General features: G+C 42.1%; 12 protein-coding genes. 7 read left to right on the forward strand and 5 right to left on the reverse strand.

The features are described from left to right. The coding region (locus ABFQ95_04120) for a tetratricopeptide repeat protein (GenBank protein MEN8236712.1) at positions 1-1545 on the forward strand (1545 nt) is incomplete at its 5' end. A gap of 280 nt (positions 1546-1825) precedes the next feature. After that, positions 1826-1972 (forward strand): hypothetical protein, encoded by a 147-nt coding sequence (locus ABFQ95_04125; GenBank protein MEN8236713.1) that lies wholly within the window; start codon positions 1826-1828, stop codon positions 1970-1972. A 177-nt stretch (positions 1973-2149) separates the two neighbouring features. Here ABFQ95_04125 and ABFQ95_04130 read toward each other — a convergent pair whose 3' ends face one another. Further along, positions 2150-3460 carry a porin gene (locus tag ABFQ95_04130; GenBank protein MEN8236714.1) on the reverse strand — a complete coding sequence of 437 codons (1311 nt, stop codon included), beginning with the start codon at positions 3458-3460 and terminating at the stop codon, positions 2150-2152. Between the two features lie 707 nt (positions 3461-4167). On the opposite strand from ABFQ95_04130, the gene ABFQ95_04135 reads away from it, so the two are divergent. From ABFQ95_04135 to topA, 5 genes are all read left to right on the forward strand, one after another. Further along, the gene (locus ABFQ95_04135; GenBank protein MEN8236715.1) at positions 4168-5253 is read left to right on the forward strand and encodes a Fic family protein; all 1086 of its coding nucleotides are present in this window, start codon (positions 4168-4170) and stop codon (positions 5251-5253) included. Between the two features lie 258 nt (positions 5254-5511). Next, complete coding sequence (locus ABFQ95_04140) at positions 5512-6156, forward strand: hypothetical protein (GenBank protein ID MEN8236716.1); 645 nt, start codon at positions 5512-5514, stop codon at positions 6154-6156. Between the two features lie 48 nt (positions 6157-6204). Next, complete coding sequence (gene plsY, locus ABFQ95_04145; protein MEN8236717.1) at positions 6205-6900, forward strand: glycerol-3-phosphate 1-O-acyltransferase PlsY; 696 nt, start codon at positions 6205-6207, stop codon at positions 6898-6900. Then, complete coding sequence (gene dprA, locus ABFQ95_04150) at positions 6884-8014, forward strand: DNA-processing protein DprA (GenBank protein ID MEN8236718.1); 1131 nt, start codon at positions 6884-6886, stop codon at positions 8012-8014. Before plsY ends, dprA begins: the two co-directional genes overlap by 17 nt. Continuing rightward, the gene (topA, locus tag ABFQ95_04155) at positions 8011-10434 is read left to right on the forward strand and encodes a type I DNA topoisomerase (protein MEN8236719.1); all 2424 of its coding nucleotides are present in this window, start codon (positions 8011-8013) and stop codon (positions 10432-10434) included. Before dprA ends, topA begins: the two co-directional genes overlap by 4 nt. Before the next feature lie 107 nt (positions 10435-10541). On the opposite strand, the gene ABFQ95_04160 is transcribed toward topA, so the two are convergent. From ABFQ95_04160 to ABFQ95_04175, 4 genes are all read right to left on the reverse strand, one after another. After that, positions 10542-11978 (reverse strand): patatin-like phospholipase family protein, encoded by a 1437-nt coding sequence (locus tag ABFQ95_04160; GenBank protein MEN8236720.1) that lies wholly within the window; start codon positions 11976-11978, stop codon positions 10542-10544. Between the two features lie 120 nt (positions 11979-12098). Beyond that, on the reverse strand, positions 12099-13277 hold the full coding sequence (locus tag ABFQ95_04165) for a hypothetical protein (protein MEN8236721.1): 1179 nt from the start codon (positions 13275-13277) through the stop codon (positions 12099-12101). A 371-nt stretch (positions 13278-13648) separates the two neighbouring features. Next, positions 13649-15118 carry a mechanosensitive ion channel family protein gene (locus ABFQ95_04170; protein ID MEN8236722.1) on the reverse strand — a complete coding sequence of 490 codons (1470 nt, stop codon included), beginning with the start codon at positions 15116-15118 and terminating at the stop codon, positions 13649-13651. A 364-nt stretch (positions 15119-15482) separates the two neighbouring features. Further along, the gene (locus ABFQ95_04175; GenBank protein MEN8236723.1) at positions 15483-15689 is read right to left on the reverse strand and encodes a hypothetical protein; all 207 of its coding nucleotides are present in this window, start codon (positions 15687-15689) and stop codon (positions 15483-15485) included. Positions 15690-15838: the final 149 nt, after the last annotated feature.

Raw genomic sequence — 15838 nt, forward strand, 5'->3', positions numbered from 1 at the left:
GTGTATTATATATCTGAGAAAAATGACAACAGATCAGAATGGAAACTGAATAGATTGCTCAGTATTTTACTACAATACTCACTAATAAAAATATCAGGCGATGATATTTCTATTCATCGTTTGGTCTCTGGCTGGATCAAGGATAAATTAGATCAAGAACAGAAGTTGAAATATCTGAAAAAGATGCAAACTGCAATTGAAAAAATATATCCTAAAAAAGTTGCAGGCGATGCTACTTCTGGCAGAGAACAACATCTAATAAATCAGACAATTCCTCAGCTGGAAAAATTTCTCCAAGAAGTAAGTTCTTTTTCTTCGGATGAAGGACAAGTTTCTTTGTATGCTCTTACCTATCGTATTTTAAATGAACCCCACAAGGCGGAACATATATTAGAGGAAGCCTTAAAGATTAATGAATCTTTTTATGGTAAAAACCATCCCACCAATTTGCAGATTTTAAATTTATTGAGTTCCGTTTATCACCATTTAGGAGAAAGTTCAAAAAATCTAGAAATTTTAAAAAAAGTTGTATTGATTAGCGAAGAAACCCACGGGAAAGATCATCCCAAAACAGCACGTGCATTGTTCCAGTACGCTACAGCATGCATGTTGTTAGGAGATTTTCATCCAGTAAAGGCCTTACTTGAACGAGTGCGGATGCTATATCAGAAGCATTATAGTGACGATCATGTTGAAATGGCTCAGGTGTTATATGTGCTAGGTTGGGTTGATTATGTGTTGAATAAAAGACTAAAAGGAAAAAAAACATTAGAGCACACGCTTCAAATACACTCTCAAAATCCCACGTCAGTCTCTAATCTAGCATATAATCAGACACTCTTGGGATTAATTCATTATGATTTAGGTGATTCAGAAGAATGTGAGACATATTTTCGAAATGCCCTTAATATAAGAAAAGAATTACTTGGTTCTGATCATATCTGGACTGTATTTTCAACAGTGAATTTAGCCTTGGCTTGCGCAGCAATGCACAAAACTTCTGAAAGCACGCGTCTTTTGACTGAAGCTTTAAGTTTTGTTGAAAAGGATGAGAACACAACAAATGCATGGATATCTATTTTGGTTGCTCGTATGGGGATTGTCTATTCCATCTTAGGGAATGATTTGCAAAGTAAGAAAATATTAATGAATGCTATTGAAAGGTTTAAAAAGAAATACGATGGTGATCACATCATGCCGTCCACCGTCTCTGCAAATTTGGGAAATGTCTATCGTTTGCTTGGAGACGTTCAAAAAGCCAGAAAGCTTTTGCGGCAATCACTTAAGGTAATTCAACGCACCTATGGTGATAATCACCCCACAACCGCAATGACCATGGCTAACCTGGCACTAACCTTAGATGGTACAGAAAAAGAAAATTTATTGAAAAAATCCCTAAATGTATTTAAGAATTTTTACCCTCCTCATCATCCAAATATCAAGAGGATTGCGTCAGAACTTGAAAAAGAAAAGGTATCTACCTCTGGTGTCAATGAGTTAAAAAATTCTCTCAATCCTGGTTATTATATCCTCTTGCCTTTCTAAATTACAAAGACTAATATCCGCGTGGGAGGGGGGTTGCTCCCTCAAATTATGGAGTAGATGGAGAATGAAAAAAGTTTACCTTTTATCAGTTGTGTTGTTTGTGCAGGTGTTTTGTTTTGTATCAGAAAATTGTTCTGCAAATCTGAAAAATCTCTCCGAACAACCGAAACTTGGGAGAGATGTTTTAGGACTTAGCTCGAATACTCTTTAGCATTATTAGGAAAAAGATTAGGATGCTTGAGGTAGGGGATGTTGTTCCCCCGATTTATGGAGGAAGAAAATGAGTAAGCTTTGCCTTTTATCAGCAGTTTTAGCGGCCCAAGTATTTTGTTTTGCAGCAGAAAATTGTTTTGCAAATACAGATAGTTCCTCTGAACAATCAGAATCTGGAAAAGAGATTCTGAAGCTTACCGAAAATGGTAACTAGTGTTTGTTTGCGGTTTTATGTTTGGTAGATTCATCATTTACTTGGTATTTCCCGAACAAATAACAACAAGCATTCTTGCTTGAAAAATATCCTAGCGAAGCTTAGCCTCAGACCACCACATTGACCGTTACCGGCCGAAGAGCGGTCAGAGGCTTATTATCTTTAAAGCATACCAACCTAAAACTTCACCCTAGCCCCCAACATTGAAGTGCTCATGGTCGCAAAGTCAGTATCATCACCGCGGCGTGACAGTTTATACCAGCGCCAGCCCCAGAAAAATTCTGCGGCAATGATATCAGCTCTTTGTACCAAAAAGGCACCGTAAGATCTGGTTCTATCACCAGCTTTGTCCAGGTTGAGCATTTGACCATAGTCAAGGGCAATGGCAGTCTTTCCGAGTTCAAACCATTCTCGCTGATAACCCAATTTAGCAAACCACATGTCAGCGTGCTTACGCTCTTTCTGTTCTTCTTTGGTGAAATGACGCGATCCAGTCGATCCTGCAACACTGATTCCAAAGGGAGCCAAAACTGACAGTGATGCGTTGTATTGGACGTATTCTGGATACTTTCGAGCAACAGCCGCCGCAGCTTTGATTTTATACCCTGCATAGCTTCCTGCAAATTTCAAAGATCCATCATAAGAATCGGTATCCAGGTGGGTTGCCCCTAGGGTAAAACCATAAATACTTGGGGTATCATAGCGAATCCGGTCCGTACGACGCAGCCCATTAAAGCCATCCCAAACTTCTTTAACCCGGGGTAGATCTTCGGTTGCCTGCGGATCTTTTTTGTTGTAAAAGCTCATACTACCGGCGAATTCTTCAAAGCTTGGACCATCAGCAATCACATTTGTTGCTGACAAATCAGCATCATTGGTATGGTCTGAAGCTGTTTTACCCTTACCAACCCAAAGGCGCCCTAGTTTCTTGTGATCAAACCAGACCTCCAATTGACGGTCGGTAATGACAGTCCCTTGTGATGGCTTATCGATAATATCCACCTTGGAGCTGGAATTGGACTCCACCTGCATAACAATTTGTGCGCCCACTTTGAAGTCTTCGTTGACACGCCCCTCCCCCTTGAATTTAAATCGGGTTGAACTTGTGTCGTTGTCTACATGGAAAAATTTTGAACTATTGCCATTATCAGCAAACATCACTGCTCGGTTAACGTGACCACTAACAGCAAGTTTGATTTTATCGTTGCCCGAGGTCACTTTTTGCTTTTCTTTTTCTGCTTTGACCGCTTCCAGTTTACGTTGCTGGCACTGATGCAGCCTTGCTTCAGCAGCAACTAAGTTGCTCGGTAAGGGAGGTTCGGTTTTTTGACTTTCTTGCTGTTGTAATTGTGCCTCTAGGGCATGTACCCGCTGGGCCAATTGTTTGACTAAATTTTTTAACTCTTGCACTTCGCCGGAAGTAGATTTTTCCACAGCATGAACAAACGATTGAGGCCAACACAATACGCCCGTCAGAGCAAATACCATGCAGCGATTACCACGCAGAACCTTCCGTATATTCAAAATTGACCTCCCAAGCATTGGGTAGAATTTTCCTACCTCCTGGTCAACAAATTATCACAATTTAATTAAAATGTCACGCAACACTCTAACCAATGCAGGGCAGTTCAGTTGCGATATTAATATTGGAGAGATATTTGTTGGAGCCATCTAGTCGTACCACACAAACAATATAGCCTTTGCGCAGCCTCTCAATCTATGGAAAAATCGCAGAAATGTGGCTGATACTCCTTTTTAAAAATTTGTGACAGAACCAATGGCTATTCAACTCAACTATTATCGATAGTTGCATTTTCAGATAATAGCGTGGTTGTTTATTCTCACCCGCGATGATAAAAAACACTCTATTATCGTATATTGATTTTTTCGAGAATAACGATTATCCTCACGATATAATCAATGAGGTCACTAACATGGATATACAACAATCTCCGTCGGGTACTATAGCAAAATCTCCAAAAGGCTATAAGGCCTTTATACCAGGGCTACCTCATGAAACAGTAATCATATATTGCTTAAATCCTCATCTACAAAGGGATACCGGCCGTTTTCAGCCTGCAAAAAGCACGTAGTATTGCACGTATCTGCAAAAGCTCTCAAACCCTTTGTAGATAAGGTTTTGGGAAAAACAACATAATCTTCATGAGGTAGCCCTGGCCTTTATACCAAATCCATTGCCACCTGTTATTGAGTGGAACAATCAGCTTGTCGGTACTTTATCGCGCGCAGATTTTGTATTGGGCAAACTTGCTAGGGAAGGTAATAAACTGCCTAATCCACACTTATTAATGCGCCCTTTTATAACACTTGAGGCAGTATTATCAAGCAAAATTGAAGGTACTCGTGCAACAATTGGAGAAATATTAGCGCATAATGCTGGCATTCAGGTGGAGCAAAACCCTGATGATCTACAGGAAGTGCAAAACTATATTACTGCTTTAAATTTCGGCCTAAAGCGGCTTGAGGAACTGCCATTATCGTTACGCCTTATACAAGAGATCCACGAACATTTAATGCAAGGTGTCAGGGGTTCGCATGCTACCCCTGGTGAATTTAGAAGAACTCAGAATTGGATTGGACCACCTGGATGCACTTTAAATACTGCTAAATTTGTACCACCACCGGTTAATCATTTAATGAGCTGTTTGGGCGAATTAGAAAAATTTATGCATGACAGGCAGCTTCCCCCACTTATTCATATAGCGTTGTGCCATTATCAATTTGAAGCAATTCATCCATTTTTAGACGGCAATGGACGCATTGGTCGTTTGTTGATTACATTGCTGCTTATTGAACAAAAAACATTGCCGACACCGTTACTATACCTTAGTGCTTTTTTTGAAGCGACTCGTGACGAATACTATAGACAGCTTCATAGTATAAGCAGCAAGGGTACCTGGCACGACTGGCTGATTTATTTTTTAAGCGGTGTTGCTGTACAATCGGAAGATGCCTTATCACGGGCCGAAAGGATTAATGACCTTCTTGCTAAATGGAAACTACAAGTTGCAAGTTCTGCATCTAGTGTACCAGTTGATATTGTTGAGCATTTCGCGGTGAATCCTTATCTCACTATCAAAAAAATTGCAGAGGAGCTTGCAATCGCTTATAGCACAGCCCAAAGAGGTATGCAAAAACTTGAGGCAAAGCAAATTATCAAACAAGTTGGCGATAACAAACGAGATAGAGTTTACTGCGCCACTGAAATTTTGAATATATTGGAAGAGCCAGCAAAAATACATGCAGATATGGAGGAATAGGTGTAAAAACTGGACATTATTACTTTGGGCCCACACCCAAAAGATTCGATAATTTTGATTATGGTTTAAATCCCATGAAGGTACGAAATGCGACGTGTAATCATAGTCCCACTTGTCTCACTTCCGAGAAATATTGGATCCTGGATTGGGGGTTGCATCCTCATCCAACTAGTTATATCCTGGTTTTTGGTGATTCCCCTCCCCGCTTTTGGTTAAGGGAATCGGTGTATTATTAACAATGGTTCAAAGGAGATATCCATGCCAAAATTTTTCACATTTATTTTTTTTAGTATCCTTTTTACGGCTACCACTTATTCCCTACAAGCAACGGATGATTCGTTATCTGAGGATCCGTTTAGTGACCTAACGTATAGTGACTCAGGAAGTATAGAAAGTATAGAAACTACATACCAAGATGATTTACCTGAAACTATAAAAAATCAAGCTATAGAGTTCTCTAATTTTTTTCAACTGTCTATCAGTTTTCACAATGATTATGTTATTGGGTCCCTGAGGGAAGAGCCTAAACTTTTCACAAATTATAATAAAAGAGAAATCCCAGTAATCGTGGATAACACAACTTTCTACTTTTACAACCAATTTAGGTTTGTCGGCCGCCTCTCCCTATTGAAATATACGTTCCTCTTAATGCCTCCTAAGCATAGAGAAAGCGCCTTTGATGAATACAATGCTTGGGCTAGTCAGGAGAGCTGCAAATTTCCACGACGCATGCCAAGACTGAATCAGTTCGATGGTCTAAAAGAATTTTTACAGAAGCTCCCATACAACCCAAATCTATGGTCTAATGAGCAAGGAATAAAACCATTGCTAGAGACGTTCCCTACGCTAGGCGAGTTTGACGCAGAATATCCATTCGAATGTTATTTTACTAATCGATTCTAAACAACAGAAATTCTAAGAGCAGGCTGACTTCAGCACACAAATCAATCCATGAACTATAAACTCATCAAAGCTCTGCTCTTAGCCCTGTTAGGAATGTTGCTGCTGCTCTACACCCCTGAGCAACTGATCCAATTTTTGGGCGCATGGAGCTTGAGCGCCCTGAGCTGCCTAGTAGCGTATGGCTTGGGCTCCGTTCCCTTCGGGTTAATTCTCACAAAGCTTTTCCTCAGACAAGATATTCGCGAAACCGGATCCGGGAACATTGGCACCACCAATGTTCTTCGTACCGGGCACAAGGGACTTGCCAGCGTCACCCTCTTTCTCGATGCAGGAAAGGGAGCATTTGCAGTGTGGTACTTGCCTGCGTTTCTTCCCGTAATTAGCTTTCCTTATTCAGGTTTTATCATTGGCGGACTCGCACTGTTGGGGCATATATTGCCAATTTGGCTGGGTGGCAAGGGCGGCAAAGGGGTGGCCACGACATTTGGAATTTTATTGATTCTTGCCTGGCCGGTTGCTCTGCTTGCACTGGTAACATGGATTGTAATTGCACTCACAACGCGGTACTCGTCCCTGGCAGCGCTTATAGCTGCTATCCTGACTCCACTCTATGCCTATGCATTTGCTGATCAGGTCTATGTCATCTTTACTATTTTTATAGGAGCCATTTTGTTCTACTGTCATCGAGGAAACATTAAAAACTTGATCCAAGGGACAGAGACAAAAATTGGACGCGGCACATAGAAATTATATCACTGACTCAGAGCGCCTGGCATGGGTGCAACTAGCCCGTACCTCCAAGATCGGACCTAGCACGCATAAAAAACTGATCCAGCGTTTTGGCTCGGCCCAAGCTGCACTTAAGGCGATTCCCGAGCTGCCGCAAACCAAACACTTGAAACTTTGCTCGCAAGCAGAGGTCGAACAAGAATTTACAGCACACGAAAATTTTGGCGCGCAACTACTGCTTTCCTGCAATCCAGCTTACCCCATGTCCCTTAAAGCCATACACGATGCGCCCCCAGTACTCAGCATCTATGGCCAAGTGGAGCTTTTGCACAAACCATGTCTTGCTATTGTAGGGGCTCGCAATGCCTCCCTAAATAGCAAACATTTTGCTAAAATGATCGCTGAGGACCTAGGACGCAATGGATGGATCATTGTCTCAGGCCTGGCCCGCGGTATTGACACCTTTGCCCACAAAGGGGCTCTTGCAACTGGAACGATGGCTATACTTGCAGGTGGCGTTGATCACATTTATCCGCAAGACAACACAACTTTGTATCATGCCATTGCCAAAGATGGCCTCATCATTAGTGAGGCTCCCTTTGCTGCTGGGCCCCAGTCACATTTTTTCCCCAGACGTAATCGAATCATTTCAGGGCTGTCTCAAGGTGTGGTGGTGGTTGAAGCTGCAAAAAAGTCAGGATCACTCATTACTGCTAACAACGCGCTTGAGCAAGGCCGCGAGGTTTTTGCCGTACCTGGCTCTCCGCTCGATCCAAGATCCCAAGGAACCAACACCCTCATTCAACAAGGTGCGAGCTTGGTGCAATCTTGGGAAGATATCTGCAAAGAACTCAGCCCTACTACAAAAATAACAAATTACAACACGCATACTACTGACAGTTCTACACAAAATGAGGACTTTTTACCCACAGGTGGTGAAAAATTAGATGCCACTTGTAAAAAAATCCTTGAAAATCTAAGCACAACTCCTGTAATTCTAGACGAGTTAGCCCGGCAATGTTGTATATCGCCGGAGCAAGTTTTGTGGGGAACTTTGGAATTGGAGCTTGCTGGGAAGGCTCAGCGTCTGCCCGGTAATCAAATCGCGCTTATGTATGGAAAGAAATGATGAAAGTTGTTGTTGTCGAATCACCGGCGAAAGCCAAGACTATTAACAAGTACCTTGGGTCTGATTACACCGTACTGGCCAGTTATGGTCACGTTCGAGATCTGCCAGCAAAGGATGGCTCTGTCAATCCTGATGAACAGTTTTCAATGATCTGGCAAATTGATCCTAACTCTGAAAAACACATCAAAGACATAGCAACGAGCCTTAAAAAGGCAGATGAACTGTTACTTGCCACCGACCAAGACCGTGAGGGAGAAGCTATTTCCTGGCATGTAATGGATATTTTACAACAACGCTCGGCGTTGAAGGGCAAGAAAGTCAAACGTGTGGTCTTTAACGAAGTCACACAAAATGCCATCCTAGATGCCGTTGCCCACCCCCGGGATTTGGATCAGGCCCTCATTGACGCCTACCTTACTCGTAGAGCTCTCGATTATCTTGTAGGATTTAACCTGTCTCCCATTTTGTGGCGCAAACTTCCAGGCAGCCGCTCAGCCGGACGTGTACAATCGGTAGCTCTGCGGCTGATTACCGAGCGTGAAGATGAAATAGAAGCCTTTGATCCACAAGAATACTGGACAATTTTGGCTGATTGTCTGGGGTCTGAAGACAGGCACCTTGAAGCAAAACTAACCCATCTGCATGGAGAAAAGCTGGGTAAATTTGCTATCAAGGATGAAGCAGCGGCACAACAAGCCCTTGCTGAGATTAACAAGCATCTCTATCACGTTGATTCCATCGAGAAAAAGCAAGTCAAACGCAATCCAGCACCTCCATTTACTACCTCAACGCTACAGCAAGAGGCCTCACGCAAACTTGGTTTTGGTGCCAGCCGTACCATGCGGACCGCACAACAGTTGTATGAAGGAATCAACTTAGCCGGTGAAACCACTGGTCTTATCACCTACATGCGTACCGATAGCGTGCAACTCTCGCAAGAAGCGCTTACTGGTAGCCGAAAATACATCCAGGCAAGTTACGGCGACAAATATCTGCCAGAAAAACCCAGGGTCTTTAAAAGCAAGGTAAAGAACGCCCAAGAGGCACACGAAGCGATTCGTCCTACTGATGTAAGCAGGCACCCCAGAGATATAGCCACCTTCTTAAGTGATGACCAACGAAAGCTGTACGAATTGGTTTGGAAACGGATGGTCGCTTCACAAATGACCAATGCAATTCTTGATCAGGTTGGCATTAATGTTGCCTCTCCTGATCAAAATGTTATCTTCCGTGCCAATGGCTCAACCATCGCCTTTGATGGTTTTTTTAAGGTATATCGCGAAAGCTTTGACGATGCCAAAAAGCAAAAAGAAGATGACGAAAAAATGCTGCCCCGATTTGAACAAGGTGAAAAACTTGACCTTGAAAAAGTCACCCCCAATCAGCACTTCACCCAACCCCCTCCCCGCTACACTGAAGCCAGCCTTGTTAAAAAATTAGAGGAGCTAGGAATTGGACGTCCTTCGACTTACGCCTCTATCATTCGCACGCTACAAGATCGGGATTACGTTCGCCTGGAAAGACGACAATTTCACCCGGAAGATCGTGGCCGTATTGTTACTGCCTTTCTGTTGAACTTTTTCAAACAGTATATTGAATATGACTTTACCGCAGGCCTTGAAGATCAACTTGATGAGGTTTCAGGCGGTAAACTAAAGTGGACCGATATTTTAAATAAATTCTGGCGCAAATTTAATGCATCAGTGGAAGAAGCCAAGGGGCTAACCATCACCCAGGTGATTGACCGCCTAAACGAAGACTTAAAAGTGATGTTATTTCCTGAGATCGAACCAGGAAAAGACCCGCGTGTATGCTTGAAATGTGGCGAAGGTCAGTTAAGCCTAAAGCTTGGGAAATTTGGTGCTTTTATTGGATGTTCAAGTTACCCAGACTGTAAATACACACGCAAGTTGGGTGAACCATCCGATTCAGAGAGCGCGGTTACCTTTGAACCCAAAGAACTTGGAGTTGACCCAAAAACGGATCTTAAAGTAACACTGCGCAAGGGCCCTTATGGATTTTACTTCCAGTGGGGTGAACCTGAGGGTAAGAAAAAGCCCAAGCGCGTTGCTCTGCCTAAACAAATTGACCCCGATGATGCGAACTTGAACATTGCCCTTGGCTTAGGCGCACTGCCTCGTGTAGTTGGAGTACATCCCGAAACCAGTGAAGAAATCGTGGCTGCCATTGGCCGCTTTGGTCCCTACCTAAAATACCAAGGTAAATTTACCTCAATTAAGGGAGACGATGAACCCACAACGATTACGCTAGAGCGCGCAGTTGAAGTGATCGCTCAGGCTCCCAAACGCAAACCAAGGGCTAAAGCTAACACCAACACAACAAAAAAGAAAAGGACGGTGGCAAAAAAAAAGGCACCGGCGAAAAAAACTGTAAGGAAAAAAAAGGGGGTAACTATTTAGGATGACGGCCGATGTAGACTGAATGGTTACGCTGGGCGCGCTGCATTGTTTTGTGGAACCCTGCCCCCCAGCAAGGCTGGGGGGTGCCGTGATTAACCATCACTTTTTTATTGGTTAGAATTTATTGTACTTTTTATTGCTTCAAGAGCTGTTTTGATTTTTGCATGTTTACCGGTAACTACGTACCCCCACAGGGTGGAATATGTAGATTTTTTGCTATCATGCTTGGTATTAGCTTTTAACATCGCTTCAACCCATGCCTGAAAGTCTGGAGATTTTATATAATCGGCTGGCAACAAATTTTCGAAAAAATCTTTAGCAGAAATATTTCCACTCTTACTACCGTTGATGTAATCATTAATAATTCCTACAAGCGTTGGATAATCTGTCTTTTGCAGATCAATTGTCTTCAAGCTTGCTTGGATTGCTGCGATAGCTTTTTCAATATCACCAGTAGAGTATTTCTTTTCGGTTAATGACAAAAGCAATTCTTGGAAATCCGCAGTTTTGGTCATATCAAATCCACGCTCTAGGAGCTTTGCGATATTTGCAGGAGAGACATCATCCATTACATGAGTTTTTGGATCGGATAATTCTGGTTGTATGCGATGATATTCACTCAACCACAGCCCTCTATGGCTATCTCCGTAACACTCTTCAAGTTCAAGCATTTGCCTCATATCTTGATCTGCCTTTTGTGCATCCGAATTAAATAGGGCCTCTAAGAGTGGAGCTATCATTGAAACGGTTGACCGGTCTACTGTCTGCCCGGGGCTGAGTGTTTGAAATGTATCGCCAGTTCCAAGCGAGTAAACCGCAAGTGCAGTTGCTTGGCCAGGGTTAGCCCTAGCATGCTCTAAAATGAGCGCGTCAGTGATAACTTTTACAGGGTTATTTGCATAAAGTCCGCCATCGACACAAGACCGAATCTCTCCTGTTCCTTGCTTGATCTCAATTGGATTAAAATATGTAGGTGCAGCAGAAGTCATACGCAATAATCTCGTCAATGGGTTGACAGACCACTGCCGATCACTACTGTCAGCTAAAATATTTTTCCCAGCTGACATACTATAACCAGTTAAAAATAAACGGTTCTTTAGTGAGTCAGTGGAGAAAGCTGTATCTTTGATCAGAATATTTAAAATTTCCTCTAGGGAAGAAGCACTGTATTGCACATTCCACCATCCAGCAAAGTTTACGTGGTTAGAGGCATCTTTTTTAAAAATTTCTCGACCATTTTTTGTATAAATTTTTAGCAAATCTTGTGCTGAAATTCCGGCTGCTAAACCACCCGCTAAAATACCTCCCGTTGAGGTACCACCAAGAACTTCAACTAATTCATTGATTGGCTGGCCAGTAAGTTTTTCAATTGTTGCTAGTTGTGCAGCTTCGATGACTCCACGGATACCACCTCCGTCAAGTGTTAACAATTTTTTTGTAACTGAAGGATCTTGATGAGGCTCTAAAGCATCTGTAGACCAACCCTGTTGTGTTGCTATAATGGAAAAAGCCATTACTGATGGCAATAAAATTTTTCTTAACATTTTTAACTATCCTGTAAATAATAAATTAAATAAAAACTAAATTAAACAAAAACTATTTTAATGATTAACAAAGATCTATGCCAACAACTTTAGTTGGATAGATCTTTGTTGTGTAATATATTAATACCCAAACCAACTTGCAATACGGCTTCCAGTATTTTTCAAAGCTTTTACGGCAGTGTTAGCTGCGGCAACAACTTTAGAGGCAACCGTTTTGGCAGTATCTGTTGCTCTATTCCAAAAAGCTTTTGCAAGAGAAGGCCGCTTGTTGCTTATCCCTTTATCAAAGTCATTAAGAGCCTCAATGGCCTCAGCCTTTACTCCTCTTAATTTGTGAGCCATCAATGGATGAAAGTGATTTGTATCAATTCCCACCTGATCACCAGCTGACTTATACCCTACTATCGTAAAAGGCAATGCAGGAACAATATCACCCCTGTTATCTACGTGAGGGGAATTTCCCGCACCAACGACACCATTAAATTCTTTTGCAACCGCAGTTGTAAAGGCCCTTGCTGCTTCAAAAGCTGTTCCGCGAACGTTGTCATTTGCTTTTCTTTCAGCTAGTTTTAAACCGTAAAATCCGCTCATGTCCAAGTCAGTATCAACAAAAGAAGATTCCAAAGTTTGAACGCCTAGACCAAGAGTTGAATCTTGCAAAAGGTGAGCTTGGTTTAGATCTTGCAATGCTCCGCCTAGGCTGTGACCTAGTGTTTCTATGCTTAGATCCTGATAGGTCAAATCTTCTTTTTCAACATAATTTTTAAGATTTTGCTTAACTTGATCCCACATGGAAAGGTGAGTTTGCAAAAAACCATTATGCACTTCACCCGCTAAGCCAATATGCTGGGCAGCAATAATGGCTTCTTTATTGTTATAGTAATTAGTGAAAAGTCCCATTAATGAATGAAATGCACGCTGAGATAAGCCATGGCGAGATGAACGCACATTTGTTTTCCAATCATTAAGACTTTGCGTCCCTTTGGTTGCAATCACAACCTGGCTACCACGGTAGGCCATAAGCCCCATCGTACTCTTAACTTGAGTAGCGGCAGTTCCAGTAGTTCCTACAAGAAAATCAACTTTCCAACCTTCAGCCTCTAGGTCTGCTGCTCTTTTGTTAAATTCAGTCTGGTCACTGCTATTAGCTTTGTAGCAAAGCTGGGCATAACCAAACCTTTGTGAGGCCGTTAAAGGCAAAGACTCAGAGGCAAGATCACTATCTGCAATTGCCTTCATAGGTATCGCCGAAACACCAACCATCAATGCGGCCTTTAACCCTAAACTTAATAACTTCATATTAAACTCCTTAGTAATACTAATAATAATACACCCTAACTTAATACATATAGGGTACACACAGCTATTTGTCAACCACCTAATTACCCTCTAATTACCCTCTAATTACCCTGAGGGATAAGTGGACTACTTCCCTAAAAACTAATAAAGCATAATAGACTACATAGCTGTTGTATGGACATATATAGTGTCATTAATAATTTGTCAAGTATTTTCAAGAGCCTGCGGCTAATTCCGCTGGAAAATAATGGCTCTTTATGGGTTGCCCTGATAAAAAAATGGCTTAAATACTGCCATGTAGAAGATTCACCACCAGGGCTGTTCAGTGAAACCAACACACGTCATCCCGACCGCTGATCAGGTTAACTAAATCAAATCCCAAAGAACTGCTTAATCCCCCCTAAAATCTGATCAGAAAGGGCTGCTTTTTGTTTGGCAATATCTTTTGCATGCATGTCCATAACGCGCTTTGTGCTGAGCTGGCGTGTTGCAACCATCTCACTGAGTTTTTGGGCAATCGCTGGGCGGTTCTTTAAAATAGGTTGCATCATTTTCTTAGAAATTTCAAAGGTAATCATGTCGGTCTTGGCAGCAACGGTCGCACTACGCTTTTCCCCAAGCAATAACGCCATATCTCCAAAATAGGTATTGGGGCCAAGTAAAGCCAAATGATGTTTGATTGTTTTGCCTTTTTTCTTTGACTCAGAATACACCTCAGCAGTTCCCTCACCAATGATGTACATTGAATCGCCTGCATTTCCCTGGTGCACAATTTGTTGGTTTGCACGATAAAGATGGGGGTGAATTTTCTTAGCCATCTCATCTAATTCTTTTTTTGAAAGAGATTGAAACAGATCCACTTTGGCTGCTGCATCCAAAAAGGCAAGAGGAGGTTCTTTTATCAAAGGGCCAAACCGCATGAGACCGTAAGTTCCAATGGTTTCAGAAATACGGAAATTGTACCCATGTAGGTTTTCTGTAATTGCAGATAAAACTTCATGACGAATTTTGCGCCACTTGGGGACTTCACCTACGGTATAACGCACACAATAGTCAACGCCGCCAGAATTGACTACCAACGCAAAAGCTTCGCAATTGTCTGGATATTGGGCAATCTCAGGTACAGTCAAAATGGCAGCTCTTAAAATGCGTTCACCACGTTCAATAGGTAGCTCGTGATCCAGCGCAATCAAAATTGAATCCATATAGCGACTCTGTGGACGGTGAAAATTGCGAAATCCCTTTTTCGATAGCAAACCATTGGGCACGATGATGTAAGTTTGATCTGGATCTTCTAAGGTCGTTGTGCGCCAGTTTTTAGCGACCACTTTGCCCATCATGCCTCCTTTGCCCATAACATCGGAAGGCAACTCAAGCCAATCCCCAACCTTATAAGGTTTTTCCAAATCCAGCACTACCCCAGAAAACAAATCAAGAATTGGCCCCTGCAAGGCAAAAGCAAAACCAGCACCCAACAAACCACCAGCTGCGACAATCGCCCATAAGTCCGCCCCAAAAATCCCTGTAGTGGCATAGATAACAGCCAGGGCAATAATGCCGATATTTACCAGATCAACCAAGGACTTAGGTGCGGGTCGCTTATGCTTTGCTGCATAGGGATCCCAGATGATAAAGCGCATGAACCGAATTGCAATCCAGGTAATGATGATGGTATTACCAATTTGCAAGCCACGTTCAATGTATTCCATCCATCCCAACTTTTCTTCAGGTGAGATGAAATCAAACAGATAATTTAGCCCCATCAAGGCTAGTATGATCAGCACACCGAGCAATATCATCGATATGCGTCCTAATTGGTGATGAGTTTTGTTTTTTTGCATGTTGAGCACCGCAATTTGTTTTTTTTTATTGTGGCAGAAATTGCTTGCGTCTTTGTTAAAATATTTTGGTAACTATTCCATTTGCATTCAACGCTGTCATCCTGATAATTTTTTCTCTAAAAATGCAGATATATCAATGATTGATGCAAAATAATCGCTGTCAGACACTGCATCCGTGACACCGTTAACGTGAATTAGAACAGGGCGATAAGATTGCGCTTTAGGGTGCTTTAGGGCATCGATTTTCTTTTGTACTTCTTGGATAATAGCCCCATTTATTTTATTCTTAGAGAATTTGATTTCGCAGATATGAAGTGTGCTAAACTTTGTCTGAATCAGATCTTACTACAGGACAAAAAAACTCTTAATAGGCCTCAATCCCCTGTTTCAGGAATAGGCCAAGCTTGTGCAGAATATCGGACTGGGGATACCTACCCAATAGTGATCTGGCTTCAACCAGTAGGGCATCAGGAGTTGCTGCAGTCTGAGACGTACGGGTATCCCGCCAATGCTGAAAATGGTTCTGAACTTCTTCTAAGGTAAGGCTGGTATCGGATTGAGTAGGATGCATGACAAAACTCCTTTGTTAAATTGCTATCGCAAAGAAGTCTAGCCCAAGTCGTTAGGAAGCTGGGAAAAATAACATTCACAAATAGACCTTGTTGTTCGGCTTGATAATATAGTTCCACTCACCGTGAAATTCCTTTCTCTCTATGTTGA

Source organism: Pseudomonadota bacterium (assembly GCA_039714795.1).
In the GTDB taxonomy this organism is placed as follows: Bacteria; Pseudomonadota; Alphaproteobacteria; order JAGOMX01; family JAGOMX01; genus JBDLIP01.